We start from the raw sequence: 24,488 nt of genomic DNA, 5'->3' as shown, positions 1-24,488 counted from the left end.
GCTTTCGGACATGCCGCACCGCGGCACAAACAACAGTTGAAATCCGTGAAGAGCAAATCAACATTTCCGATGCTCCTCCCAGAATGCGACTGCATCCCGCAGCCAGCCCTCTGCCGCAGTATCTATCCCCAGGCCAAAGCCATGACCCAGCTTATCATACATGACGATATCGACATTTTCCTGCCCCAGCGCTTTCCTGATGTCCGGGATGATCTTCTCCACGGCCGCAAAACCGGTAGGGTCATCCCGCCCGACCCTGGAAAATATAGCAAGCCCCTTGTCCTCCTCGTGAACCTTAAGCTCCCAGTGCAGGCCATAGATGGGGAAGATGGCGGCGGGCCTTGGCAGATTATGTTTATGGCAGCAGTCCTTATAATCAGAAAATGCGTAGGCTGTCGTCATCAGGCCTCCAGCGGAGAACCCGAACATACCAAAGCCGTCCATCGTATAGCCGTACTCTGCCTGATGCCCTATCAGATACCTTACCGCCGGCAGCACATCCTTGGATGCCTCCCCGCCCTTGGCCTGCGGTTCGGTTCATGCAGCTCCACATTCACACGGTAGACCAGCACAAACGCACTGTATCCCCTCCTGTGCAGCTCCATGGCTGCCGGGATGCTCTCCAAATAAGAGGCTACGCCGTCAAACCCGCCGCCCGCAATCAGCACAGCCACGGGCTTCCCTGGCTCCCCCTGGAACAGGATCCCCTGTACCTTTCCCTTGTCGGGATCACGCCTTACCTCATCCTCCGCATAAAGCCCGCTGATGAAATGCACCTTTTTCAGCCCTTTCTGCTCCACGACATAGTTGAAACCATCCACGATGCTCTGCGCCTGTGCGGGCTGCCCGATAAGATTGCACAAACCATGGACGCTCATGCCTGACATGGCATATATTTCCTTTGGCGACCCGGTCTTCATAAAAAGCTCCGGCCTGCCCTCCCATACGGGATGCTGCAGGAAGAACGCAATCTTGTCATTGATCGTAGCCCTGCGGAACCCTCCCGCGACATTGTAAAACTCCGATTCCTTTACCTTCGGCATATGCTTGACGCCTAAGATTGCCGGCCAGAACAGCCCTTTGTACTTACCCATGTTTTTTTCCTCCTTATCTATTTCAGAACGGTCTCGGAAACTCCATAAAACCCGAATCTCCGCTCTTTTTGTACTTGTTACTTTTTTCGTTTCCTCCCATTTTCAGAGAGGGATTTTAAATTTTTTCAGCAAATTTCCAAAAAACTATTGTCATTTCTCGTGAATTGTGCGCCATTCACTACACGTTGATATTCCACTCCTTTTGCGGTTTACCAGTGCCAAAAGACATGATTCTGTCAGTTTTCTGGTAGCTTTCCATGAATTTGAAAAACACATGCCCGACCTGCACATATCAAATATGTGCCTTGATTCTGCCATGGATAACTATCCAACATATAAGCGGACTCTTTCCCCAATAGCGTTTGTTTCAGCTCTCATTCAAGATGGCTGCTTACCATGTCTTTTTTTACTGCAGCTCTTCTAAACATCATCTCCTCCGCTCGCAAACCACTGTATTACTGATTTGCTGGAATACTCTCTGAATTATATCAATTATTTATTGAGTTTCCGAGACTACTCTGCGAATAATTGGGAGGATTGTGGGAGTGCAAAGCACGGAACAATCCGTAGGCATCATAGTTGGGGGCTTTTGACCCCAACATCTTTAAAAAAGGTCAGATGTTTTATAATTTTATAAAACACTTGACCTCTCAAAATTCACTCTTCCTGTTCTTGAAAAAATTATTTCCGATGTGCCTCCCAGAATTCCACTGCCTCTTCAAACCAATGAGGTACTATGGTATTGGAACCAATACCAAATCCATGTCCGAGATTATCGTAAATCCGTACAGACACATTGTCCTCACCCAACACGGATTTCAATTGCGGAAGTCTCTTCTCTACATTTCCGAATCCGTATTCATCCTCGCGCCCTGCGATGGAAAATACCGCCAGTCCCTTATCCTGCTCAAGCGCTTTCACATTCCAGTCCAGACCATACATCGGGAAAATCACTTTCGGTCTCGGCAGTTTTACTTTGTGACAGCAGTCCTCGTAATTTGCGAAGGAATATGCCGTAGTCATCATGCCGCCTGCCGAGAAACCGAATATCGCATAGTCATCCATATCCACAGACAGTTCCTGCTCATGCTCCTTCAGATAACGGATTACCTGCACCAGCTCCCTGACCGCTGCCTGCCCCTGTTTTTCATGTTCCGTTTCTCCCAGCTGTTTGCCAATCGGGTAACTGATTACCAATACGGAGTACCCCAACTTGTGTAATTTCATTGCCACGGGATATCCCTCGCAGTCCGTCACATTACTGATAAATCCACCTCCGGGAACGACCACCGCCAACGGTTTTCCTTGCTTTCCTTTGTAAAACATTCCGGTCAAATGAGACTGATATGGATTCTGTTCTATCATTTCTTTCGAGTTAATATCGGAAATCAACTGCGCCTCTCCACTTTCCACAAGCCGGGTCAGGTAATTAAAAGCCTCCAGTGCATTTTCCATCTGATCACTTCTGCCCTGCGCTTTTAGAAAATCTGCATATTTTGCCGGGGCAATCGCTTTTAACACGTTATCCTCAACATTAAAAAACATATGCTTATAGCCGCCAAACACCGGATGCTGCATAAAAAATGCCATTTTATCATCTTTTTCCGCTTTCCGGAATGTTCCGTCTGCCTGATAATAATCTTTCTTTTTTATATTCGGAAAACCGCCGATGCCAAACAGTGCCGGCAGAAACATCGCATTTTTCTTATAAACATACCCCACAAAGCCGACTGCTAAAATGAGCAGCACGAGCATTATCATTGCCAGAATTTTCATATGTTCTTTTCCTCCTTATCTCTTGCCCAAAATTGTCCTGCGTGCGCCACTGCCGTAAAATCTTCCGGCTTTACCGGAGCATCACATATCACTCTCACATAGCGGAAACCATGATATGTAAAATGCGGTCTGTACTCTGCGGGTTTCCCGTTAGATATATATACATCCGTCTGTGTATGACCTGTCATGTCAGCACCAGCTATATTATTAAAATAATTCCCCTGAGAATCCTTGGTCTCAAAGTGATCTAGTATCAACTTTGTTCCTGCGGGCAAATCCACCTTTACCCGCAGTACACCTGCCAGATTCTGACCGAAATCGATAATGGTCTCTCCCTTTGGGCTTACCTCCATACCGACCGCCTCCACTTCTTTCACCGGCCGCACAGGTTCACCATACTGTACCATCGGCAACTTTCAACTTATCGTCAGAGAGAACTGTCTCAAATGTGCCGTCTTCATACTCAATTCTCGTTTCAAACAACACTGCGCACTCCACTCCCTTTTCATAAAACCTGTTTCAAAGGAGGATGTGGCGGTGGCGGTATCACCGGTGTTATCCGTCGCTGTGGTTGTTTACTTTTAATCTTGACAGTTCCATCGCATTCTCCTTCAATATGTTACTTATTGCTGCGCGCTGCGATTGCCGTGTGCATTTCCTCTACTGCTTTTTTATCCAACGTATACTGTGTACCAAAAAGAATCGCCCCTGCGGCAGTCAGGATAGTCGGAAGTATCAGTACGCAGAGGATAATTCCTGTATTGATACTCTCCGGCTGGGCAACCGAGCCGGTAACAAAACCTGTAGCTGCCAATACATACCCCGGAATCGCTCCTCCGAGTCCCTGCGCCACTTTTGTAATAAAAGATGTAAGCGATGCGATCGCCGCTTCTGCACGTTTTCCGGTTTTATACTGCACGTAAGTAGTATTATCTGCCTGTATACTGGTTGTCAGCGGTGCTATACATCCGCCTGCCACACCTCCTGCCACTGTACTAATATAGATCAAAAGCATAGATCTCACATCAATCAAACGCAGTGCGGAAAACAGGATGGATACGACGATTGCCATTACAAAAATCTGTTTCTTTCCAAACCGGTTTGCCAGAATTGGTCCAAGGAAAATTCCCACCAGAGCAGTTATCATTGAAACAAGTGACACCCCTGACATAAGCGTCATATCACCCAATATATATGTGTAAAAATAAGCGCCGGCTCCTCCTGCTATATTACTGCCCACCCCGACTACCAGTGCCACTAAAAACAGTGCCCAGACAGGTTTATACCGCAAAAACTGTAACAATTCCCTGAATGTATAACTTTCTTCTTTTTTTCCTTCAAAAGCTACTCTTTCCTTTACACAAAGAGCCCCTGCAATAGATAAAACCAACACCATGGCCATGGAACCGAAAATTAACACGTAATAGTTCTGTAACGTTCCTTCCGCCACAAGAATCGGTGCTGCCACAGCCAGTACCGCGCTACCTATCATTGTTCCCAACGCGTTGAAAAGTGACAAACTGTTTCTCTCCTTGTCATCCGCGCTCATGACCGGGAGCAAACTGTTCTTGGAGATATCCATAATATCAAACGTCCAGCCCAGCAGCAGATACGTCACATACACAATCACATATTTTCCGACCGGAATCCAGACTGCGCCAAACCACAGTAAAATATAATTTATAACACAGATGATTGTTCCCAGAATAATCATAGGGCGAAATTTTCCCATTTTTGTTACCGGAAATTTGTCCAGAAAATATCCCATAATCGGGTCGCTGATTCCATCCACCACCTTGGATATTAAAAACAGGGTCGCCAGTGCTGCCGGTTCCAGACCAACCACATTCGTATAGTAAATCATAAAGAATCCTGACAATAATCCCATCAGTGGAATATTTCCCGCACATACCATAAATAAGCCCATTTTTTCCACGATACTAACCTTTTGTTTTTTACTCTTCTCACTCATTTGTTCTCTCCTCGTTAATATTGTGATAATGCTGTATTCAACATCTCTGTCTGCCCTTCATCCATCGGTCCGGAAAACATCTCCGCCACCTGTCGAAACGACAGTCCATAGACCGCATCCGGTATCATATCCACCTCGGTCATCGTCGACAAAAATGCCCGTATCTGCGGATGGTTCAGCAAATCTTCCAGCTTTGACTCCACGCTGTATATTTTCTTTAACTTCTCAGTTGCCTCATATACGACTTCATAGTTTCCTGCAGTGATATAACAAATACCGTTCACCACTGTTGCGAATAGTGGATTTGTCTTATCTTCAAACAGAATCTCCGGAGCATGCGGCAATCGCACCTCGCCTTCTCCGCCAAACGGAATCGTAATTTTGATTCTAATCCTGTTATCCTCCATAATTTCCCAGCTGCATGCATACTGTCCGACGGCCGAATCATACACTGCCTCTGCCCTTCTCAAATCATAATGGACATTCGGACAAATTGCAATCCTTCTTCCTCCCGGAGATTCTTCCAAAAGATGGATTCCTCCCACATGGCGGAACATCCATTCCAGAATCGCCCCGTAAGAATAATGGTTGAGACTGTTCATTCCGGTACTGGATATCTTACCGTCTTCATCCAGTGAATTCCATCGTTCCCAGACTGTGGTGGCTCCCAGTTTCACTTCGTGCAGCCACCCCGGATACTCCTCGTTCAAAAGCAGGCGGTAGGCGGTATCCGTCATTCCGTTATCGGTCAACACATTGCACAAAAGAGAGGTTCCCACAAATCCGGTATTCAATTTGTTTCTGCTCTCGCGGAAAAGTTTCTTTAACATCTCTCTGGTCAGCTCTTCGTCCTCTGACAAATGATATTTCAGAGCCAGCAGAAGACCCGTCTGTGTCTTTTCCGCGCATCTTCCGGTCGGGGTAAAATATTCTTCTTTTACCACACGCCATTGTTTTTCGGCGATTTCCCGATATTGTTTTTCCTCTTCCTTTCGCCCGAGAACCGCCGCTGCCTTCGCTGTAAGCTCCGCGCTTGCCGCATAATAAATATCCGCAATATAGCCTTCATCGGTCGCTCCGTATACATTTCCCGCCGCGGCTCCCACCCGGTCAAGCGCCAGCCAGTCTCCGTAATGGAAGGAATGTCTCCATCCGTGGTGCTCTCCGTCCACCTTACGGATATAGTCCACCCAAGCCTTCATACTGTCAAACTGCTGTTCCAATATGGCAGCATCCCCGCTGAACAGATAGACATTCCACGGAACGATACAGGCCGCATCGCCCCATGCACAGGAACATTTCGACGGACCGAAGGTCGGCACCACCTCCGGAACCATCCCTCCGGCAATCAGCTGTTCCTTATACAAATCGTACAGATATTTTCTGTAAAATGCATAGGTATCCGCCAGATAACATGCCGTACCCGAAAACACCTGTGTGTCGCCTGTCCATCCCATGCGCTCATCTCTCTGCGGACAGTCTGTCGGCACATCTAAGAAATTATCCTTCATGCCCCATTCCACATTGGAAATCAACTGATTTACCAGTTCATTTCCTGTCTGTATACTACCGGTACCTTCGTAATCACTGTAGAGTGCCATTCCCGTAAAATCTTCACAGGAGACATTGGTTACCCCGCTGATTTTTACATACCGGTATCCGTAAAATGTAAAATGCGGAACAATGTCTTTTTCTTCCCCGTCAGAGATATACACATATTCCGACAAAGCGGTTCTTAAGTTTTCGTTATAAAAACATCCGTCCTGCAGGATTTCGCCTGTCTGGATTCTGATTTCTTTTCCTTTCGGCTCATGGACATGAAGTTTGAAAATCCCGGTAATCTCCTGCCCTAAGTCAAACACCCATTCATCCTTCGGGGTGTGAATCAGTTCCTTCGGTGTAAACTGTTCATGCACAGTCACCGGAAGGGACAGCCGCTCCGTCAGTCGCCCCTGCGGCGCCTCCGCAAGCTGCGCGCTGACAGGTTCGACAGGTTCCAAGGTATCATCCCGTTTCTCCCCGTCATATATATTGGAAAAAAACAGATTGCTCCTTGTCACTTCCCATGTGTCATCCGTGCCGATTATCTCTTGTGTGCCATCCTCATATTCCAGATGCACCTCTACCAGCAGTTTCCACTCGTCGCCGTAAAATCCTTTCTGTTCTGTCTGATTGAGCCCGAACCTCCCTTTGTACCACCCATTCCCCAAAAGAACGGACAACACACCTTCGCGCTGCATCTGCGCGGTCACATCATACGTCTGATACTGTAACCACTGATTGTAGTTATTGCAGTACGGGGTCAGATATTCTTCCCCAATTTTCGCGGATTTTAAAATATCTGTTTCGGTTTTCTCTCCATCCGTAAAATATGCCTCATAAAGCCCCAGTCCGCAGAGATAGAGACGGGCTTTTTTTACCTTTCCACGGGGAATGATTCGCTTTGAGAAAATGGGATGGCGTTCCATCCTGCTGTCGCAGGTAATCCATTTTCCCACCCACGGCTCGTCCCTCTTTGCCGTCTCAAAGAACTGTACGTCGGACTCCAGCACTTCGTCTGCGTCCGTAGTAACGATTACCTTCCAGTAATATCTGGTACAAGGCTCCAGATTCATCTCCGCTTTTACAGCCAGACTGTCGAGCTTTGCCTCCCCGGTGTCCCAAAGAACATCCGCGAAGGTTTCATCCTTTGCCACAAGGATTCTGGCACATCTCTGGTTCTTTCCCCTGCATTCTCTGACCTTCCACGAAAAAACCACCGGATTCAGTAAAAATCCCACCGGATTCGTGATATGATTTGTTTTTGCTGCGTAAATCTGATTCATATTGCCGTTTTCCAAGCTCCTTCCTTTTTTCATTGTGTACACTGTAATTCGAGTATAATGGATTTGCCTCATAAAATCATTTACGGAATTTCATCATTTTACCTACCAAGCTTAAGATTTCAGCTCTTTGTTTACCTGTAAATCAATTCTTTCAACACAATCTCTTCTGCCATATTACGAATACCATTTACCGCTACCTCATCCTCAATTATCCTATTGTGCAAGTAAACAATTCAGCTGCCCGATCAGCTGTTCCACCTGCTCTCCCGGCATCTGCCCCAGCAGAGATTTCAGCGGCATTTCCCGGATAACTTGCTCTCCCAGCTTCTTGTATTCGTCACTCATCCCTTCTGCTGATGCGGCCGCTGCTGCCAAAGGCGCCAGCAGTTCCGTAATAACGGGAGCGGTTTTCGTATGATCCAATAATTCTCCGAACGTTGTTGTGAAATCTACGCGAAGGGGCAATTTTTTCTTTATTTCAAACACAACATCAGCATGTAAGCGGATGTCATCAGAAGCATGGCCGATCAGGATCCGATATGTTCCGGATGGCGCATACCAGTCCCCAAGACGTTCTTCATAATAGGATAGATTCCTCGCCGAAATTTCCATCGACACCGTTTTCTCCTCTCCCGGCAGGAGATGAACTTTGGCAAATCCTTTCAATTCCTTGACCGGTCTCTCCGATATGCCGCACAGGTCAGCCACGTACAACTGTACGACTTCTTTTCCTTCTGTCTTTCCTGAATTTTTCACCTTGAGAGAGACTGTCAGTATATCCTCATCCGTCATTTGAGCCGATGACAAAGTCAGGTCCCCATAAGTAAATTCCGTGTAAGACAGCCCATGTCCGAATGCATACCGCACCGGAACCTTCTTTGTATCATAATAACGGTATCCGACAAAGATATCCTCGCCATATAACACCCGCTTTCCATTTCCCGGAAAATGAAGGAAGCTCGGATTATCTTCCAGCCGGTACGGGAATGTCTCTGCCAGCCTGCCGGACGGATTTGCTTCCCCGAATAACAGCCGGTCGCAGGCTTCGCCAACGCCCTGACCTCCTAGATACATTTCAAGGATCGCGCTTACCCGGTCTGCCCATGGCAGTTCTACCGGACTTCCATTGTGGAGTACCACTACAACATTAGGCTGTACTTTCAACACTTCTTCGATCAGCCGGTCCTGGCATTTTGGCAGCTTCATGGATGTTCTGTCATACCCTTCCGACTCAAATATCTCAGGCAGCCCGGCAAAGATTACCGCGACGTCTGCTTCTGCAGCAGTCCGAAGCGCTTTTTCCAGCTCTTGTTCCGTCATCGAGTCATTTTCGTTAGAAAATCCTTTTGCATAAGTCACGCTACGCCCTTTTTCTCCGGCAGCATCCAATGCCGAAACAACCCTGAACGGATTGATATGGCTGGAGCCGCCGCCCTGATACCGCGGCTTTTCGGCAAATTCCCCTATATAGGCAACCTTTCTGTCTGTATTCAGCGGAAGTATACCGTTATTTTCCAGCAGGACCGCACATTCCGTCTCAATATCAGCTGCTTTTTTATGATCTGTTTCCTTATCAGATATATCTTCCGGACGATGCTGCTCTTCACCGGCAAACACAACATTCAATACCCGCTCCACCGCTTCATCCAGCACAGCTTCGTCCAGTCTTCCCTCCTGTACTGCTTTCACAATCTGTCTGTCATTGTATCCTCCGGAATAAGGCATCTCCAGATCCAGTCCGGCCTGCAGTCCTTTCACACGGTTATTTACAGCGCCCCAGTCACTGACGACGCAGCCTTTGTATCCCCATTCTTTTCTCAGGATATCTGTCAGAAGATATCTGTTTTCCGAAGCATATTCTCCATTTATTTTGTTGTAGCTACACATGACGGTTCTTGGAGCTGATTCTTTCACCGCTTCCTCAAACGCAGGCAGGTAGATTTCCCTGAGCGCACGTTCTGACACTTCGGAAGATATCGTCATACGGAGTGTTTCCTGGTTATTCAGTGCGAAGTGCTTAATGCTTGTCCCCACGCCCTGACTCTGTACTCCGCGGATATATGCCGATGCCATCCTACCTGCCAGATATGGATCCTCCGACAGATACTCAAAGTTCCGCCCACATAACGGGCTCCTTTTAATATTCACCGCCGGGCCAAGCAGTATGCTTACATTCTCGGCCTGACACTCCGCTCCCAGCGTCTCTCCCATCCGTTCCATCAGGTCAACATCAAAGCTGGAGGCTGTTGCACAGGCTGCCGGGAAACAAACGGCCTTCACACTTTCATTCAATCCCAGATGATCCGTTTCCCCTTCCTGCTTTCTCAGTCCGTGAGGGCCGTCCACCATCATAACTGACGGAATGTTCAGTCGTTTGATTTCTTTCGTATGCCAGTTATCAGCGCCCGAGCAGAGACTTGCCTTCTCTTCCAGCGTCATTTTTGAAATCAGTTCCTTTATTCTGTCCATCGCAAAAGTCCTCCTTTCTTTTCTTAATACTGATTGATCATCTGTGCCTCTGCTTCTTCACGGCTGATCTCACCATTATTGCATTTTGCCATCAGCTGGACATCATGGTCATTAAGCTTGTAAAGACGAAGTATAAGCAGAGTGCAAATACCCCCGATAATGCTGCCAAGACAGCTGAATGTCCATAATTTATCGGCAAATCCTGCCGCCTGAACAACGCCTTCTCCCTCTCGGAAGCCGATTATAGTTAACGCAAACACACTGACTGCTGTTGCGATCGCTCCACTTAATTTTGTAAAAAATGTCTGCGCCGCAAACGTTACACCACGCATTTTTAATCCTGTCTTGTACTGTCCATACTCGTAGCAGTCCGGCGTAAACTGATACTGCAGTATAACTGCTATTCCCAGCGGAATTCCTCCTAAGGCATTTAAAATCACATACACCATCATATTCTCATACCCGGCTATGAATCTTACAATTCCCAGAAGTAACGCGAAAATATATGAAATATAGAAGACTTTAAATTTATCATATTTTTTGCATAATTCTACTGCCATAACCGCACCGATTAAGGTCGGAATAATTACCGCCATCGAAACATATGAGGCAGCTTCTTCACCGCCAAGGCAGTACCGGGCAACGTATAAGCCCCAATTTGCACCAACATTAAGCAGGCTGCTGATGAGCGGAGCCGCAAAGAAAAGCAATAAATATTTGTTCTTCCGCAGACATTCTACCATATCTCGCAATGTATAACTTTCTTCTGCCCCGTCATTCTGGACTCTTTCTTTTTCAATTACTCTCTCCCTTGCGAACAGACAAATCGGAATCATCATAACACATGACAAAAGAGATAACACAATTACTGTTGTTGACCAGCCGCCTAACCGCTGCCGTACCAACGGCAGGGCAATTCCTGTAACAATACCTGCAAAAATAGCAAACAATCTTCCTATGCTGTTTAGTGAAACACGTTCCTTCTGGTCTATTGTCATCGTGGTAACAATACCAAAAATCGGTACATCGCAAAGGGTATAGGCTGTATCCCATAACATATAAGCAAGTGTTGCCCATATGATTTTAGCCGTCATGGAAATCCCGGTAGGTATTATAAAAAGAAGAATAGTTGCCACCGGAATCGCTATGACAGATATTCGAAGCCACGGCAGGAATTTCCCTTTCTTAAAATTCACCTTATCCATGATCATACCGAAGATCGGATCGTTGATGGCATCCCACACTTTCGTGATAAGCGCCACGATCGCAACCAATGCTGCCGTTATGCCGATATCTGTAAAATATGTAGTCATATATCCTACCAGTCCATAGAATACATTCTGTCCCATAAAATACAAACCATAACTGATTTTTTCTCTTTTTGTAACTGAATTTTCCATTTCGTTATCCGTCCTTTCATTGTTTGATTCAATTATAAATAATTCCAAAGGGCAAATCACCAACGATATATAAGCAGTTTACCGACGAAACTTAATATAATAATCATCTTTCTAAAAACTGATATAAGTATTCTTCCATCTTAGGCGTCCACCATTCCAGATATCCTGCCTGCGTCGGATGAACCGGATCTGCCATATAAACTTCATATTCTTTTTCAGAAACGTCATTCATCTCCTCGTCATTCCAAAGGTCGATCACGCCTATTCCATATTTATCCTGAAGCTCAAACAATACATCTACCATCTGCTGATACTGTTTACTGTCATATTTTGTTCCGGTATAAAAGATCACGGGACAATTCCATGTCTGCTTTGCATATACAATGATATATTCCATTGCTCCTGTTATCGTCTGTGTATCAAAATCCTCCAGATTTTCTGAACTGCTGATTTCTCCCATCGGCATTTCCTTCGACGCGTCATTCGTGGAAAGCTGACAGACAAATGCATCGAATTTCTCATCTGTACCGATATTATTTTTCATCCTTTGGATATAAGACGTCTTTCCGTTATCCACTAAAGTAGTACCGCTTACAGCTTCTTTTACATACTCACAGCCATTTCTGTAAGAGATATAATCTGCGAAAGAAACATCCATTGAGTACAGACCTAAGGTTACAGATGATCCAAGGTAGCAGATACGCTTCCCTTCAAGAGGGCTGTTTTCTAACGGTTCTATATTTTCCAGACTGTATTTTTCTGCGTTTCCCGGCATTTTTTTCAGTTTGTTCTTCCAGACAAAATCAAACGGTCCTCCACCGCCTGCTGCTCCTACTAAATATGTCAGGCCGATTCCCACAGCCAGAATCAGAATTAAAACGATACTTAAGATAATCTTCAATATTTTCTTTTTCATAATCCCTAACTCCTTATTATTTTCAACTTTCATATTAAGAGAACTAACCGTCTGTATTTACCGGTCAGTTCTCGCAAATACTGTCATTTTGTTTTCTTTGATTCTTTATTCAAACTGATACATTCCGCTTCCTACCTTGTATAATCTGCCATCCGGCATCTTTACAACGGCAGTCGTGTTGCAGGGGATTTTTACTTTCAGCTTAAATTTCCCTTCGTCCATACTCCACCTGACTGCGATTTCCCCGTACTCACTTATATAAGTACGTTTTACACTGGTAAACGCATTGTCCGGCTCCGGTGCGATTACAATCTCCTTAAATCCGGGAGCAGCCATATCAATGCCGCTTATCTTCCGGAACATCCAGTCGTCCACGCATCCAAAGGCATAGTGGTTCAGGCTTGTCATAACCGGAGACCCGTCCTCCTTGTAAGAAATGTAATTTTCCCAGATTGTTGTCGCTCCCTGCTTCACCTCATAAAGCCATGACGGGCACTTTGTCTGGAGCAGGATTTTATATGCCTTGTCCATCCTGCCGATCTTACAGAGCGCATCCAGCAGATACGGCGTCGTCAGGAACCCTGTATCCAGACAATCCCCGTTTTCTTCTATCTTGCGGATCAAATGTCCGGCGATACTTTTTTTCTTCCTTTCAGGAGCAAGATCAAATGCGATTGCCAGCACATAACTGCCCATAAAATCAAGAGGCATCTTCCCATCATCATCGATCAGTCCTTTTTGAATGGCAGATTTCATTCTGGACGCAATGTCATCATAGTATAATTCGTCTGATGTATGCCCGAGGAGTGCTGCCGTATCTGCCATGATCCGGCAGGAATTCCATCCAAAAATTGGCGCGCAGTATGTAGAAGTATTGATAAGTTTTGCAGCGCTTTGGTCTGCTCCGTCTACTGTCTGGCTCGGTATGAGCCACTCCCCGTACTGATGTCCTGTATTCCACAGATACTGGTCAATTTCTTTTGGATGTTTCATCTTGCCTCTACGCTTCTTTGCAGTGTTGATGATATAGTCGCACCACTTTTTCATTGTGTCATACTGCTCTCTCAGTATCCTGATATTTCCTGTAAGCTGATACATGCTCCACGGTACGATACAGGCGGCATCTCCCCATCCTGCTTCTCCCACCGGTTCAAAATTGCGGTATACGATCCGATTCAGTTTCTCCAGTAATTCATAGATTCCGGTAAGGGGGATCACATTGGGGATTGCCCCATTTTTCTGCTGACTGAAGGTCATATTACGCAGCCATCTTGTCAGAAATGGGGTTACATTTTCGTTGAGCATGGCTGTTCTTGCATAAATCTGGATATCTCCGGTCCATCCGCCTTTTTCTCTCTGCGGGCAGTCCGTGGGGATTGAAAACAGATTCGACCGCTGAGACCATCTTGTATTTTCGTAAAGCCGGTTTATATCTTCGTTGGACGTCTCAAATGTTCCCAGATCCTCATTGTCAGAAGACAGGACAATCGCTGTGAAATCCTCCGGGCTCACCGGCTGATCGCATGTCACTCTCACATAGCGGAATCCATGATATGTAAAATGCGGTATGTATTCTGTGAATTTCCCGTTTGAGATATAAATATCACTTTGCTTGTGCCCTGTTTTCTCTGACATGAAAATATTGTTGAAATAGTTTCCATATTGATCAAGAGTTTCAAAATGATCTAATACCATTTTTGTTCCGGCCGGCAGTTTGCTTTTTACCCGCAGAACACCTGCCAAGTTCTGTCCAAAGTCAATGATCGTCTCGCCTTTCGGGCTAACTGTCATTCCTACTGCCGGCACTTCTTTTACCGGGCGCACCGGTTCCCCGTACTGAGCCACCAGGTTCACGTAAATTTTTCCGCATGGAATACCGGTTTTCCAGCTGCTGTCATCGAATCCGCAGCAGTTCCAGTTTTCCTGTTCCATCCGTGCGTCATAGAGTTCACCTGCAAACAGATCTGATGAACGAATCGGACTTTCTGAAACTTTCACCGTATCATCTGACAGCACCATTTCACTCGTTCCGTCTTCATAATCAATCTTTATCTGAAATAACACAGAATGTTCGGCTTTAAACTTCCTGCTTCTCGGTTTAAAGTTCGCGCTGTCATACCAGCCGTCCCCCACCAGCATTCCTATGACATTTCCTCCCTCTCTCAAAAACGGGGTCACATCATAAGTCTGGTAGCACAGATATTTAGAATAGACGGTAAATTCCGGCGCAAACTCTCTGTCATCCGGACGCATTCCGTTCATGCTGAGCTGATATGCTCCGTGACAGGTGGCATAAACGCGCGCTCGTTTTATGCCGTCTCGTGCATCAAATTCTTTGCGAAAATATTCTGCCGGGTTCTGCCCGCCGGTTCCGGGTTTTACCTTTTTCATAGGAAACGGAGATTTCACCCACTCGGCCGTCCATTCTTTCTTCATAAATCCTGTCTCAAAGGATGAGGATGCCGCCGCCTTTTCTCCGTTATTAACTGTCACTTCCACTGTCCAGTTGTAGTCACTGAGACTTTGTAATGGTTTCCCGGAGTACTCCACAAAAATACTTTTATCACTTTCTACCATTCCAGAATCCCACATTACTTCGTCCATATTTTTCACTGTGATATGATAGGATGTCTGCATCACATTCTTTTCATCACTAGTGATTACCCATGAAAAATAAGGTGCTTCGTCCACGCATGGTCTATATTGACTGTTTACTTTAAGCCTTATAAGCTCCATAGCAACCCTCCTGATTAGAATTTTGCCAGTGCCGCATCCAGCATCTGCGCCTCATCTTTTTTTATCTCTCCTGCGAATGTTTTCGCGACATCTCTAAGCGAAAGCCCATATGCAATATCGGGGATCATATCCACTTCCATCATTTGAGAAAGAAACGCGCGGATATCCGGATGGTTCAGCAGTTCTTCCATTGTCGAGTCTATGCTGTATTTCTTCTTTAAAGGCTGTGACGCCTCATAAGCGACTTCATATTCTCCGGCTCTCACACGGCAGATTCCATTTTCCACCTCTTCAAATAATGGATTTTCTTTATCTTCATATACAGATTCCGACGCATATGGAAGAACCACTTCTGCACTTCCGCCGAACGGAACCGTAACAGTGACCGTGATTTTATTATCCTCTGATATCTCCCAGCCGCACTGATAGCATCCGCTTGCCGAATCATAAACAGCTTTTACATATTTCAGTCCATTATTCACTTTCGGGCTGATCCGCATCACCCTGCCTCCCGGGTTCTGTTCCGTCACATCAATCCCGGCCGCATGACGGAAGATCCACTCCAATACAGCGCCGTAAGAATAATGATTTAGACTGTTCATCCCCGTGCTGGAGACATGTCCGCTCTCATCCAGTGAATTCCAACGCTCCCACACCGTTGTTGCTCCCAGCTTCACTTCATGGAGCCAGCCCGGGTATTCCTTATTCAGAAGCAGCCGGTATGCCGCGTCTGTCATTCCATGATCAGTCAGGACATTGCACAGAAGCGGGGTTCCTACAAACCCGGTATTTAATTTATTTTTATTATCCCTGAGAAGCTTTTGCAGCATCTGCTTTGTCAGTTCTTCATTTTCAGACAGATGATATTTCAGTGCAAGAATAAGCCCTGTCTGCGTCTTCACCGCACATCTGCCTGTAGCAGTAAAATATTCTTCTTTCACGACCTGCCACTGACGGTCTGCGATTTTCTGATACTCCTGTCTCGTTTCTTCCAGTCCAAGCACCTCTGCTGCTTTTGCAACAATCTGTGCACTTGCCGCGTAGTAGATGTCTGCAATGTATGCTTCATCAGTCGCTCCATACACGCTGTTCGCAGCGGCACCTGTACGGTCAAGAGCAAGCCAGTCACCATAATGGAAAACCTGTCTCCATCCATGATGGTCTCCATCAATTCTCCGGATATAATCGACCCACGCTTTCATGCTCTCAATTTGGTTTTCGAGTATTGTTTTGTCCCCGCTGAACAAATATACGTTCCAGGGGATGATACATGCGGCGTCTCCCCATGCGCAGGAACATTTTGTCGGTCCGAATGTGGGGACAATCTCCGGAACCATTCCGCCCGCCAGAAGCTGTTCCTGATACAGGTCGTATAAATATTTTCGGTAAAACGCATAGGTATCAGCCAGATAGCTTGCAGTCGCGGAAAATACCTGTGTATCTCCTGTCCAGCCCATCCTCTCATCTCTTTGGGGACAGTCTGTAGGCACATCCAGAAAGTTCCCTTTCATTCCCCATTCGATATTGGAGATTAATTTGTTCACAAGATCATTCCCTGTCTCGATTGCCCCGATGCTCTCATAATCACTGTAAAGAACAAGCGCCGTAAAATCCTCACACGAAAGGTCCCTAACCCCGGTCACTTTCACATATCGATAACCATAGTATGTAAAATGAGGCGTAATCACCTTTTCTGTACCATCAGAAACATAAATGTACTCCGAAAGTGCAGTTCTTAAATTCTCGTTGTAGAAACATCCGTCCTGAAGCACCTCGCCCGTCTGAATCCTGATAGTTGTCCCCGCCGGCTCATGCACCCGCAGCCGGAAGATCCCCGTGATCTCCTGCCCCAGATCAAATACCTCTTCTCCGGCAGGAGTATGGATCAGCTCTGCCGGCTTCATCTCCTCCTGTACCTTAACTGGAAGAGATAACCGTTCCATAAGCCGGCCTTTCGGAACCTTTGCGATCCGCGCAGGAGACTCCTCTACCGGCGGCAGCGTATCATCTCTTCTCTCACCGTCATAGATATTGGAAAACCACAAATTGCTTCTTGTAACTGACCAGGTTTCATCAGAACTGATCACATCTTTCGTTCCGTCTTTGTACTCTATGTGAATCTCCGCAATCAGCTTCCACTCGTCACCGTAATATGCTTCCCGCTCCGGATCATTGAAACCGAACCTGCCTTTATACCAACCGTTTCCGAGAAGAACAGACAGCACACCTCCTCGTTCTGCCTGTTCTGTGATGTCATACGTCTGATACTGGATCCACCGGTCATAATTATTGCAGTACGGAGTCAGATACTCTTCACCGATTTTCTTAGGATTTTCTTTATTTTCCCCAAGAAATATGCCTCATACAATCCCAGGCCGCAAATGTACAGTCTTGCGCTTTTCACTTCTTTTGCCGGACGAATCCTCTTTGAGAAAATCGGATGCCGTTCCTGACTGCTGTCACAGGTAATCCACCTGCCCGTCCACGGTTCATCCATTTTGGCGGTCTCAAAGAACTGCGTGTCTGATTCGATCACTTCCTCTGCATCTGTTGTCACAATAACTTTCCAGTAATATCTTGTATACGGCTGCGGTTCAAATTCCACTCTTGCAGAGAGACTGTCCAGCTCTGCCTCCCCCGTGTCGTGACAGATATCTGTAAAGGTTTTGTTCTTGCTGATCACAATCCTTGCATGTTTCTGTTCCTGTCCTCTGCCGCCTTTCACTTTCCATGAAAATACCAACGGTTTCAGATAAAACCCTAAAGGGTTTGTGATATGATTTGTTTTTGCCGCATAAATCTTGCCCATAATTCTTCCTCATTTTCATGCTGATACTTTTTCATCCAATAATAAGCCAACCGTTCCTCCCACTACTGACACAGAGCATTTAACTCCACGATCATCTGCTCGATCGCTTCGCCCGGAATAACGCTTAAAAATGATTTCAGCGGCATCTGCGCAATAATTTCCGGAGTCACAAGCTGTACCTCCCCATCTTCTTTCTTAGGTTCTTCTCCCTGTGATATCCCCTCAAGATACTCCATCATTTTCCCTGCTGTCTTCGGGTGGTTCATCAATTCCCCCATTGTAGTGGTCATATCCACAGTGAACGGCAGCAGCACATCAGTAGTAAATGTAAGTTCTGCAGCCTCTCTGATCTCATCGCTGGCATGCCCGATCTGGATCTCATATGTACCTGACGGAGTGTACCAGTCGTGAATCTTTGTCTCGTAGTAAGCAAAATCTCTCGCGCAAAGTTCCATTGTAACCGTCTTCTTCTCACCCGGATTCAGAAATACTTTCGCAAACCCTTTTAGTTCTTTCACTGCTCTTGGCACCGTGCTGTCCTTGTCACTGACATAGAGTTGAACCACTTCACTTCCTGCCCTCTTCCCTGTATTCTCCACATCAATGCTCACCTTCAGAATATCTCCATCTTTCATTTCCGCAGAAGAGAGTTTCATATTGCTGTAGCTGAATTCCGTATATGACAGTCCATGGCCGAATGCCCAGCGCACCGGTACTTTCTTCGCATCATAGTAACGGTATCCGACAAAGATATATTCTCCATAGAGAACAGTCCTGCCGTCTCCAGGGAAATTCAGGTAACTCGGGTTGTCTTCCAGACGATATGGGAACGTCTCCGCCAGACGTCCTCCTGGATTTGCCTCCCCAAATAACAGCCGGTCGCTGGCCTCCCCAATGCCTTCTCCTCCCAGATACATCTCCAGAATGGCATTTACAGACTCCGCCCATGGAGTTTCTACGGGACTTCCGTTATGAAGAACCACTACCACATTTTTCTGTATCTCAGCCACAGCCTCTATAAGGCGATTCTGACACTTTGGCAGTTCCATGGATGTTCTGTCATATCCTTCCGACTCAAAGCTGTCCGGCAGTCCGGCAAAGATTACAACTACATCTGCGCCCGCTGCCGCTTCACACGCCTGTTTCAGATCCTCTTCTGTCATCTCGTCACGCTCTGACGAGAAGCCTTTCACGTACTCCACTGCCCTGCCTTTTCTCACCGCAGTTTCCAGAGCCGACACTACGCTGTCCGTATTGATGTGACTCGATCCCCCGCCCTGGTATCGCGGTTTCTTTGCAAATTCCCCGATATAGACTACTTTCTGTTCTTTTTTCAGCGGCAGCACTCCCCTGTTTTCCAGAAGTACGGCGCACTCTGTTTCGATATCTGCCGCTGCTTTGTGATCCTTTTCCCTGTCAAATACAGTCTCCGCTTTCCTGTTATCTGTGTAGGAGAAGACTACTTTCAGTATGCGTTCCACCGTTCTGTCAAGAATTTCTTCCTCCAGTTCTCCATTCTCCACTGCCTGAATAATCTTTCTTGTATTATATCCTCCTGATCCCGGCATCTCCAAGTCAAGACCGGCTTTCAGTCCTTTCACCCGGTCATTTACAGCTCCCCAGTCACTGACCACATATCCTTCAAATCCCCACTCATCCCGCAGGATATCTGTCAGAAGCTTCTTATTCTCTGAAGAAAATACTCCGTTGATCTTATTGTAGCTGCACATCACAGTCTTTGGCTGCGCTTTCTTCACCGCCTCCTCAAAAGCCGGCAGATAAATTTCCCGGAAAGCCCGTTCCGATACTTCCGACGATATCTGCATACGGTCTGTTTCCTGATTATTCGCGGCGAAGTGTTTCATACTGGTTCCGATGCCTTTCGACTGTACGCCCCGGATATATGCTGACGCCATCTTTCCTGTCAGATATGGATCTTCGGACATATATTCAAAATTCCTTCCGCAGAGAGGACTGCGTTTGATATTAACTGCAGGGCCGAGGAGCATGCCCACGTTCTCAGCCTGACACTCGTCCCCAAGGATCTGTCCCATACATTCCATCAGTTCCACGTCAAAGCTGGATGCCGTGGCGCAGGCTGCCGGAAAGCAGACTGCATTCACACTTTTATTCAGGCCGAGATGATCTGCCGCGCCTTCCTGTTTGCGCAAGCCGTGCGGGCCGTCTGTCATCATAACGGAAGGAATCCCTAACCTTTCGATTCCCATCGTGTTCCAGAAATCCGCTCCCGAACATAGTCCTGCTTTTTCCTCCAGTGTCATCTGTCTGATCAATTCTTTCAGGTTTCTGCTCATTATGAAATCCTCCTTAAATAAATTCTTATCTGTTCCTATCTGTGGGCTTCCCAGAAGATGACTGCTTCCTGAAGCCAGTTTTTCACTTTTGTTTCATTTCCTATTCCAAATCCATGTCCCAGTCCGTCAACGATTCTGACCGACACATTTTCTTTGCCCAGTACCTTCTCTAATTCCGGCAGTTTATCTTCCACATTTGCAAAACCGAACTCATCATCCCGCCCTACGATAGAAAATACCGCCAGTCCCTTGTCCTCCTGCAAAGCTTTGATATTCCAGTCCAGACCATACATAGGGAAGATCACCTTCGGTCTTGGCAGATGATTCTTGTGGCAGCAGTCCTCATAATTGGCAAATGAATACGCCGTGGTCATAAGTCCTCCTGCTGAAAAACCAAAGATGGCATAATCATCCATGTTTACAGAAAACTGTTTTTGATGCTCCGTCAGATATCGAATCACTTGTGTCAGTTCCCTCGCGGCAGCCTGTCCCTGCTTTACCTGTTCTGTCTCACCCAGCTGTCTGCCGACCGGATAACTTACGACGAAAACAGAATATCCCATTTTATGCAGCTTCATCGCCACAGGATACCCCTCGCAATCAGTTACATTACTGATAAATCCGCCTCCCGGAACTACAATGGCAAGTGGTTTTCCCTGTTGTCCTGATAAAACATTCCCGTCAGATGTGACCTGTACGGATGACCCTTCACTGCTTCCGCAGGATACAGATCCGACACCAGCCTTGCCTGACCTTTCTCAACAAGTCCGGTTAGATAATTGAAAGATTCCAAGGCTGCATCCAATTGTTCCTCACGGCCCGGCGCCTTTAAAAAATCCTTATACTTTACAGGCGCAATAGCTTTCAGCACGTTGTCCTCCACATTGAAAAACATATGTTTAAAACCGCCGAATACCGGATGCTGCATGAAAAATCCAACTTTGTCCTCCCCCGTTCCCGGACGGAAATGTCCGTTTTCATCGTAATAGCTGCTTTCCTTTATTTTTGGAAATCCGCAGATGCCAAGAAGTGCCGGCAAAAACATGGCACTTTTTTTATAGACATATAATGTCGCACCGATTACAAATAATAAAACAATCACCACTACTGCAAAAAATATCTTCATCCTAACCTATGCCTCCTTTTCTTACTGACATCTTACTTTATACAGACTAAAATTACATCAACGAAACATAAGTGATTTACCGACCAAACTTAATAAATATCCGAGATTACTCTGTACACCTTTGCCCCCAATATGGTATATTTTAGACAGGTTAAATAAACTGCTGATGACTATAATCACAGTTCATTCATATCTCGAAAAGGAGAGATTATATATGATGACATTATCTGCATTGAATCAATTTCTGAAGCAGCACACTACCGAAGAAACCCAGCGTCTGAATGGTGTAAAGAAAGATTATTCACAATTTCCTGTTGCCAGAGGTAAGTTTGATACACCCTGTTACCGTTTTGATACGAACCTTGAAGATCTGCGTTCTTTATTTCTTTCAAAGAAAGTGCTTCCGAGTTATTACAACTTCGCTGTTGTAAAACAGGATCGTTTTGAAAACGTACCTCTGCATATCCATGAGTGGCTGGAGTTGAGTTATATTTATTCTGGTTCCTGCACAATGACGATAAATAAGACTACATTCAGGCTAAAAGCCGGGCAGATGGTTCTGATCAGCCAGAATGCACCTCATTCTGTCAAAAGATGTTCAGAAAATGATATTATCATCAATTTTCTGCTGACGCGCGAATATCTGAACGGTACTTTTTTTGAACGCCTGTCTCAGGATAATTACCTTACACACTTTTTCATTGAGGCTCTGAACACCACGATGCAGGAAAGCATGTATATTGTCTTTTCCCCGGAACAAAAACAAAACCGGCTGGCAGATCTTGCCAACCAGTTTCTCTGTGAATTTTATTCTCCGTCCGTAACATCCGGACCTTTTTTAGACAGTCTTTTTACGCTGATTACCTGCGAGATGATCAATCTGTTCCAGCACGGTATGGTTCTAGATCACGCCTCTGTGGATCAGATTTATACCATACTCCGATATATCGAAACAAACTTTGCGGACTGTACCCTTTCTTCTACAGCTGAGTTTTTTAATATGCACCCAAACTATCTCTCTGCCTACATACGCCAGCATACCGGAACCACTTACAAAGAGCTGGTCCAGACACACCGGCTCTCTCAGGCGGCAAAATTGTTAAGGAGCACCGCACTTTCCACAAATGATATCAGCCTTGCCGTCGGATATCAGAATACCAGCTTTTTCTTTCAGCTGTTCCGCAAGAAATACGGATGTACGCCTATGGAATATCGAAACATGCTTCATGCTTCTGATACGCCAAATATGTGATATGTACATTATTTGCCATATAGAAACTTTTCCGGTAAAGTTACTTTAAAATCTTTCGCCAAATCTCTGAAATTCTGAGGTGAGATTGTCTGTCTTTTATCCGGTCTCATGGACAGCATCTTTACAAGGATTTCCGCGGATTTCTCTACGGTGTGCATTAATCCGAATGTAAGATCAAAGTCTTCCCCTGAGCAGAACATGCCGTGATGCGCCCAGATTGCCACATCATATTCTTTCATCAGGCACTTGTCGCCACTGCGATCTCACGGCCGCCCGGCACCATCCATCCTACTACACCGATTCCGGAAGGAAATACAACCGGGCACTCGGTCGCCATCTCCCAGAGTTCTCTAGTAAATACTTTATCCTCCAACGGCAGTACAAATGTCAGTGCGATCACATTCGTGGTATGTGCATGATAAACATTGGTAACGCCTTTTTTCACTTCATGGTTCATCAGGTGACTCGGCAGCTCACTGGTCGGTCTGCCTCCGTTTACCAGACCCCAAAGGATGCGGTAATTCTCTCCTTTTTCATCCAATTCGATGATATTTTGCATAGACTACCACTTCGAAGATGCAAAATTGTCACTATGTAGTTACACAGATGCTATCAGATTCACTAATAGCATCGCCTTACTTTATCGCCCTCTATTCCTGCTAATCGGAATTACGTCCCCAAAATACTTACTATCCTTCACCGCTACAAGTTCCACCTCAACACACTTCTGCTGCCATTCCTTACAAGCCTCTTCATACCTTTGCCTCTCCTCACGAACCATGAATAGCTCGGTATAAAACTCCGAAGCATTTGCATAGTCTGCATCCTGAAGCACATTTGAAAGCTCTGATTTCATCCTCCCTGCTTTTCTATCCAATACAGCAATCTGCTCCTGCAACTCTTTCTTTCACTTCTAATGCCAATGTGAGTGGACATATAGGTGTCCGTTTACGAACCCACCGCCGTATCCGGCGTGATAGCCCCCTGCAAGGGCGAAATACACAGAGTACAAAACGAAGTTTTGTGCGATGGGTGTATTTCGCTCTGCGAGGCTTAGCCTCGCATAAATGCACGAGGGCTGGTTAAAAAATCTATCCTCAGCGCAAAAAGGAAAAAGCCACATACCTTCGCAAAGATACATGGCTTCAATTACGCTGATAACTGTATTTAATTGGCTACAATTCGTGCCGTATCCGGCACCACTTTTTTCTTCTAAAATTGAGGCTACAATTCCTTCCATAAATGATGCCATAACACTTCCATTTATAAATGTTTTGTAGCCTTCTGCTGTCATTCCCCGCAAAAACTGAAATCCAGCAACTCATTGATATCAGGATCCATCTGATACTTCTTCACATCCTCCTCTGTGTAATCCATATTCCCAGAAGCACCCTTATCGTCAGGCACAGGTTGTTCCTGTCCAACCGCCTGAATAGGCATTTCTGTATGCCCTGATGATTGCATAAGCGCTGAGTTCTTTGCGGTGGTGATATCATATCCAAGAAATCTTGCTTTATCTTGACTATGTGTTATCTTGGTCTTTTTTTCGGACATCTCAAGATGCAGAGTATCCTCGAGAAATACTCTGAATTTTTCCTTGATTTCAGATGCATCCTCAAATGAACCTATGGCTAGCTTGCATTGATTATCACGCAGATTGCAGACAGCAAAATACTAATCTGCCAATACATCACCGTAACATCTTCCCTTCGGTGCGGAGATGGTTAGCTCTAGCCTCTGACTTTCCTTCAAGCAGTTTAGCTTCATCCTCATATAGTACCTTTCACCTCGACACTCA

At 45.9% G+C, this 24,488-nt stretch carries 18 protein-coding genes and 1 pseudogene; 1 reads left to right on the top strand and 18 read right to left on the bottom strand.

Annotation, left to right across the window (positions count from 1 at the left end):
- Positions 1–57 precede the first annotated feature (57 nt).
- From DWZ60_RS02335 to DWZ60_RS17405, 15 genes are all read right to left on the bottom strand, one after another.
- Positions 58–498 (bottom strand): alpha/beta hydrolase, encoded by a 441-nt coding sequence (locus DWZ60_RS02335; protein WP_117813823.1) that lies wholly within the window; start codon positions 496–498, stop codon positions 58–60.
- On the bottom strand, positions 483–1,094 hold the full coding sequence (locus DWZ60_RS02330; protein WP_117813821.1) for a hypothetical protein: 612 nt from the start codon (positions 1,092–1,094) through the stop codon (positions 483–485). The genes DWZ60_RS02335 and DWZ60_RS02330 overlap by 16 nt, the downstream gene beginning before the upstream one ends.
- 681 nt (positions 1,095–1,775) lie before the next feature.
- Positions 1,776–2,870: an alpha/beta hydrolase gene (locus DWZ60_RS02320; protein ID WP_055267539.1), complete on the bottom strand. Its 1,095-nt coding sequence runs from the start codon at positions 2,868–2,870 to the stop codon at positions 1,776–1,778.
- Positions 2,867–3,223: a family 78 glycoside hydrolase catalytic domain gene (locus tag DWZ60_RS02315; protein WP_010782296.1), complete on the bottom strand. Its 357-nt coding sequence runs from the start codon at positions 3,221–3,223 to the stop codon at positions 2,867–2,869. Before DWZ60_RS02315 ends, DWZ60_RS02320 begins: the two co-directional genes overlap by 4 nt.
- A 266-nt stretch (positions 3,224–3,489) precedes the next feature.
- Positions 3,490–4,842 (bottom strand): MFS transporter, encoded by a 1,353-nt coding sequence (locus DWZ60_RS02310; protein WP_055267537.1) that lies wholly within the window; start codon positions 4,840–4,842, stop codon positions 3,490–3,492.
- Between the two features lie 14 nt (positions 4,843–4,856).
- Entirely contained in the window at positions 4,857–7,667 is a 2,811-nt protein-coding gene (locus DWZ60_RS02305; protein ID WP_055267552.1) for an alpha-L-rhamnosidase, read from the bottom strand.
- A 213-nt stretch (positions 7,668–7,880) separates the two neighbouring features.
- On the bottom strand, positions 7,881–10,136 hold the full coding sequence (locus tag DWZ60_RS02300; protein ID WP_117509309.1) for a beta-glucosidase: 2,256 nt from the start codon (positions 10,134–10,136) through the stop codon (positions 7,881–7,883).
- A gap of 23 nt (positions 10,137–10,159) precedes the next feature.
- Entirely contained in the window at positions 10,160–11,536 is a 1,377-nt protein-coding gene (locus DWZ60_RS02295; RefSeq protein ID WP_117509310.1) for an MFS transporter, read from the bottom strand.
- Positions 11,537–11,639: 103 nt separating this feature from the next.
- Positions 11,640–12,452 carry an SGNH/GDSL hydrolase family protein gene (locus tag DWZ60_RS02290; protein WP_227093632.1) on the bottom strand — a complete coding sequence of 271 codons (813 nt, stop codon included), beginning with the start codon at positions 12,450–12,452 and terminating at the stop codon, positions 11,640–11,642.
- Between the two features lie 105 nt (positions 12,453–12,557).
- Positions 12,558–15,188, bottom strand: a complete 2,631-nt coding sequence (locus DWZ60_RS02285) for a family 78 glycoside hydrolase catalytic domain (RefSeq protein WP_117813817.1) — start codon at positions 15,186–15,188, stop codon at positions 12,558–12,560.
- Between the two features lie 14 nt (positions 15,189–15,202).
- Positions 15,203–17,461 (bottom strand): alpha-L-rhamnosidase, encoded by a 2,259-nt coding sequence (locus tag DWZ60_RS02280; protein ID WP_242998444.1) that lies wholly within the window; start codon positions 17,459–17,461, stop codon positions 15,203–15,205.
- 29 nt (positions 17,462–17,490) lie between these two features.
- Positions 17,491–17,997, bottom strand: a complete 507-nt coding sequence (locus DWZ60_RS17750; RefSeq protein ID WP_158581228.1) for a glycoside hydrolase family 78 protein — start codon at positions 17,995–17,997, stop codon at positions 17,491–17,493.
- A 62-nt stretch (positions 17,998–18,059) separates the two neighbouring features.
- Positions 18,060–20,312 (bottom strand): glycoside hydrolase family 3 C-terminal domain-containing protein, encoded by a 2,253-nt coding sequence (locus DWZ60_RS02275; RefSeq protein WP_119221193.1) that lies wholly within the window; start codon positions 20,310–20,312, stop codon positions 18,060–18,062.
- Between the two features lie 35 nt (positions 20,313–20,347).
- Positions 20,348–20,929, bottom strand: coding sequence for an alpha/beta hydrolase (locus tag DWZ60_RS17410; protein WP_330415199.1), 582 nt, complete (start codon positions 20,927–20,929; stop codon positions 20,348–20,350).
- Between the two features lie 17 nt (positions 20,930–20,946).
- A complete protein-coding gene (locus tag DWZ60_RS17405) occupies positions 20,947–21,438 on the bottom strand; it encodes a hypothetical protein (protein WP_199605767.1) in 492 nt (163 codons plus the stop codon).
- A 214-nt stretch (positions 21,439–21,652) separates the two neighbouring features.
- Between DWZ60_RS17405 and DWZ60_RS02265 the strand changes: the two genes are divergently transcribed.
- Positions 21,653–22,690 carry an AraC family transcriptional regulator gene (locus DWZ60_RS02265; RefSeq protein WP_158565064.1) on the top strand — a complete coding sequence of 346 codons (1,038 nt, stop codon included), beginning with the start codon at positions 21,653–21,655 and terminating at the stop codon, positions 22,688–22,690.
- Between the two features lie 8 nt (positions 22,691–22,698).
- Here DWZ60_RS02265 and rhaD read toward each other — a convergent pair.
- The 3 genes and pseudogenes from rhaD to DWZ60_RS17745 form a co-directional block, all read right to left on the bottom strand.
- A pseudogene (gene rhaD, locus DWZ60_RS20580) lies at positions 22,699–23,240 on the bottom strand (rhamnulose-1-phosphate aldolase); the annotation flags it as partial.
- 90 nt (positions 23,241–23,330) lie between these two features.
- Entirely contained in the window at positions 23,331–23,567 is a 237-nt protein-coding gene (locus tag DWZ60_RS02255; protein WP_118700810.1) for a hypothetical protein, read from the bottom strand.
- A 413-nt stretch (positions 23,568–23,980) separates the two neighbouring features.
- Positions 23,981–24,244 (bottom strand): hypothetical protein, encoded by a 264-nt coding sequence (locus DWZ60_RS17745; protein WP_055267519.1) that lies wholly within the window; start codon positions 24,242–24,244, stop codon positions 23,981–23,983.
- Positions 24,245–24,488 lie beyond the last annotated feature (244 nt).

Source organism: Blautia sp. AF34-10 (genome assembly GCF_003477865.1).
GTDB lineage: Bacteria > Bacillota > Clostridia > Lachnospirales > Lachnospiraceae > Fusicatenibacter > Fusicatenibacter saccharivorans.
Note: the sequence above shows the minus strand (reverse complement) of the source record. Positions and strands in the feature narration are given on the sequence as shown.

Coding starts and splice junctions, on each gene's coding strand:
- DWZ60_RS17745 (WP_055267519.1), bottom strand. CDS start 24,244: ATGTCCGAAAAAAAGACCAAGATAACACATAGTCAAGATAAAGCAAGA.
- DWZ60_RS02275 (WP_119221193.1), bottom strand. CDS start 20,312: ATGAGCAGAAACCTGAAAGAATTGATCAGACAGATGACACTGGAGGAA.
- DWZ60_RS02265 (WP_158565064.1), top strand. CDS start 21,653: ATGATGACATTATCTGCATTGAATCAATTTCTGAAGCAGCACACTACC.
- DWZ60_RS02320 (WP_055267539.1), bottom strand. CDS start 2,870: ATGAAAATTCTGGCAATGATAATGCTCGTGCTGCTCATTTTAGCAGTC.
- DWZ60_RS02305 (WP_055267552.1), bottom strand. CDS start 7,667: ATGAATCAGATTTACGCAGCAAAAACAAATCATATCACGAATCCGGTG.
- DWZ60_RS02300 (WP_117509309.1), bottom strand. CDS start 10,136: ATGGACAGAATAAAGGAACTGATTTCAAAAATGACGCTGGAAGAGAAG.
- DWZ60_RS02285 (WP_117813817.1), bottom strand. CDS start 15,188: ATGGAGCTTATAAGGCTTAAAGTAAACAGTCAATATAGACCATGCGTG.
- DWZ60_RS17750 (WP_158581228.1), bottom strand. CDS start 17,997: ATGGGCAAGATTTATGCGGCAAAAACAAATCATATCACAAACCCTTTA.
- DWZ60_RS17405 (WP_199605767.1), bottom strand. CDS start 21,438: ATGAAGATATTTTTTGCAGTAGTGGTGATTGTTTTATTATTTGTAATC.
- DWZ60_RS02315 (WP_010782296.1), bottom strand. CDS start 3,223: ATGGAGGTAAGCCCAAAGGGAGAGACCATTATCGATTTCGGTCAGAAT.
- DWZ60_RS02310 (WP_055267537.1), bottom strand. CDS start 4,842: ATGAGTGAGAAGAGTAAAAAACAAAAGGTTAGTATCGTGGAAAAAATG.
- DWZ60_RS02295 (WP_117509310.1), bottom strand. CDS start 11,536: ATGGAAAATTCAGTTACAAAAAGAGAAAAAATCAGTTATGGTTTGTAT.
- DWZ60_RS02290 (WP_227093632.1), bottom strand. CDS start 12,452: ATGAAAAAGAAAATATTGAAGATTATCTTAAGTATCGTTTTAATTCTG.
- DWZ60_RS02330 (WP_117813821.1), bottom strand. CDS start 1,094: ATGGGTAAGTACAAAGGGCTGTTCTGGCCGGCAATCTTAGGCGTCAAG.